This window comes from Streptomyces spongiae (genome assembly GCF_009377185.1).
GTDB classification, from domain to species: Bacteria; Actinomycetota; Actinomycetes; order Streptomycetales; family Streptomycetaceae; genus Streptomyces; species Streptomyces spongiae.
Map to the genome: position 1 here is coordinate 1 of NZ_VJZC01000948.1, position 2,274 is coordinate 2,274.

General features: G+C 68.2%; 3 protein-coding genes. 1 reads left to right on the forward strand and 2 read right to left on the reverse strand.

Translation table 11 applies throughout. The features are described 5' to 3' along the window. Positions 1 to 482: 482 nt before the first annotated feature. Positions 483 to 707, reverse strand: a complete 225-nt coding sequence (locus tag FNH08_RS49010) for a DUF397 domain-containing protein (RefSeq protein ID WP_152778397.1) — start codon at positions 705 to 707, stop codon at positions 483 to 485. Continuing rightward, positions 689 to 1,522: a helix-turn-helix domain-containing protein gene (locus tag FNH08_RS49015; protein WP_152778399.1), complete on the reverse strand. Its 834-nt coding sequence runs from the start codon at positions 1,520 to 1,522 to the stop codon at positions 689 to 691. The genes FNH08_RS49010 and FNH08_RS49015 overlap by 19 nt, the downstream gene beginning before the upstream one ends. 352 nt (positions 1,523 to 1,874) lie before the next feature. Between FNH08_RS49015 and FNH08_RS52850 the strand changes: the two genes are divergently transcribed. Continuing rightward, positions 1,875 to 2,090, forward strand: a complete 216-nt coding sequence (locus FNH08_RS52850) for a hypothetical protein (RefSeq protein WP_152778401.1) — start codon at positions 1,875 to 1,877, stop codon at positions 2,088 to 2,090. Positions 2,091 to 2,274: the final 184 nt, after the last annotated feature.

Below are 2,274 nucleotides of genomic sequence, written 5' to 3' on the forward strand. Positions count from 1 at the left end.
CGGGTGGGCCAACACGTCAGGTGGGGGCAATTGTCTCCGCAGTCCCACCGAATCCCGAGAAACCCCAGGTCACGTTCGCGGTCGGCGGGACTCAGATTCCAGTTGGCGACTCCGGGGCAGTGGGTGCCGTCCAGCACGTCCATCACCAGGTCCATCACCGCGTCCATGGACGCGGCCCGCAGCCGCCGAGCCGACCCGGCGCGCGGGCAGGACGCAACCGCGTGTCCCTACTCCATCCCCCACCGGCCGGTAGCCGCCTGGCCTGCCCGGCGTGCCCCCGAGAAGCCAGTGCGCCCCCTTGTGCCGGGGAACTGAGCAAATCCGGAGTGGTCTGAGTCAAGGGTGGAGCGATGGGGGTCCCCCCGGCTCGAGCGAAGCCGAGAGCTGGGGGAGGAATCGGCGTAGCCGACGCGACCGGAGGGAGCGCCCTTTACTCGGAGCGCGGAGGCACGACACTGACAAGAAGCGGGCGGCCCCGAGGGTCACTTGAGACCTTGGGCACCCTCACCCAGCGCCGTCACGGCACCGATGAACTCCGTCCAGGCGGCGGGGGTAATGAGGAGCACGGGGCCAAGGGGGGACTTGGTGTCGCGGACGGGAACGATGGAGGGAACACCATCGGCTACCTCGACGCAGTCCTCCCCGCCGCTACCGCCGCTGTAACTGCTCTTGCGCCAGCGGGCCTTGCTCAGGTCGTACTCGCGCATCGTCTGTGGTCCTCCGCCGCCGACTCGATCAGGGCCAGGGACGCCTCCGGCGACAACGCGGCGGCCCTGATGCGATCGTAGGACGCCTGGGTTCGCTTCACCACAGCCGGTTCGTCCAGCAGACTCCCCGAACGCACCCCTTCTGTATAGACGGTTGGCGGGGCGTCCTCGAACTCCATGAGCTTCATCATCTTGCCCATTTCCGAGTGCGCCCCCGCAGCGAACGGCAGCACCTGCAGCAACACCTTGCGCTCCCGCGCCAGCGCCGCGATGTGGTCCAGCTGGTGGGCCATGACAGCCGGGCCGCCGACCGGGACGCGTAGGGCGCTCTCGTGGAGGACCGCCCAATACACGGGGCGTGTAGCGTCCTTGAGGAGCTGCGTCCGGTCCATGCGCCCCTTGATCAGTTCCTCGAGGTACTCGTCGGTGGCGAGCGGATTGCTCGCCAGGAACACCGCCCGCGCGTACTCCCGTGTCTGGAGCAGCCCGGGGATCACCATCGGCGCGTACTCACAGATCTCCGTCGCCAGCCGCTCCAGCTCCGCCGCGTGCGCGAAGTACTCCGTATACCGCTGATCCTTGATGAGCTTTCGCCAAAGCCGCTCGAAAAAACCATCGGTTTGCAGCACCTCGTCAATCCGCTGAGCCACATCCAACTGCGGCTTACGAATGGCCTGCTCGAACTGCCCGATGTAGCCGCCGGAGACGAATACCCGCGCTCCCAACTCCACCTGGGTGAATCCTGCTTCTTCCCGGCGCCTTTTCAACTCCGCCCCGAAGAACTCCCACGCGGCCTGCCGCGAACCGTTGGCCATGACCGATCCCCTCGTACTGCCCCGCACTTGTAGCGCACAGACTCCTGCCGAGTGTAGACGCAGAGCGTCACCATGGAGACGCGAAGAGTGAAACCCAACAGGTCAGGGGAGCACCCGTGAAAGCACACGCATCACTCGGGGGACGACACTCGGCGCTCTGCGTCGAAGAGGCGGAGGACACGGTGGAGGAATTGCGGCAGGCGCTCGCGAGGGCCGGAATTGTTTTGCCGTCACTGGGGATCGACCCGGCGACTCTCGCGCGGGAGGCGCCCTGTCCGCGGGTGGAACTGGGGGGTTGTTCCGTCGCCGTCGCGGCACGCCTCGCGGCGGCGTTGCGGTGAGCGACGGTGGGATGAAGCCGCCGGTCGGGTCGTACGCGGTCGATACCCGTACCGGAGCGGTGGGCCGGGTGATGGGGCACGAGGGGCCGTACGTGCAGTTGAGACCGGTGGGAGGGGGGCGGGAGTGGGACTGCGCGCCCGACTCCCTGCGGGCCGCGACGACGATAGAGAGGCTGCGGGCGGCGACGGCGTACGAGAACGCGCGGAGCCGGGGGGAAGTGCCTTGAAGGGGGCTCCGCCCCCATCCCCCCTTGGGGTGTCCGGGGTGGGTGCGTTGTGTGCGGGCGAGTGGGGGCTGGTCGCGCAGTTCCCCGCGCCCCTAAAAGCCTCGGCCCCGCCCGGAGAAATCCAGCGCCGCCCCACACGATCCAACGCCGCCCGCACCATTCAGCCCCTACAACGCTTGAGGAC

Bases quoted from the DNA above. Each gene is read 5' to 3' on its own strand.
- FNH08_RS49010 (WP_152778397.1), bottom strand. From the start codon at position 707: ATGCGCGAGTACGACCTGAGCAAGGCCCGCTGGCGCAAGAGCAGTTAC.
- FNH08_RS49015 (WP_152778399.1), bottom strand. From the start codon at position 1,522: ATGGCCAACGGTTCGCGGCAGGCCGCGTGGGAGTTCTTCGGGGCGGAG.
- FNH08_RS52850 (WP_152778401.1), top strand. From the start codon at position 1,875: ATGAAGCCGCCGGTCGGGTCGTACGCGGTCGATACCCGTACCGGAGCG.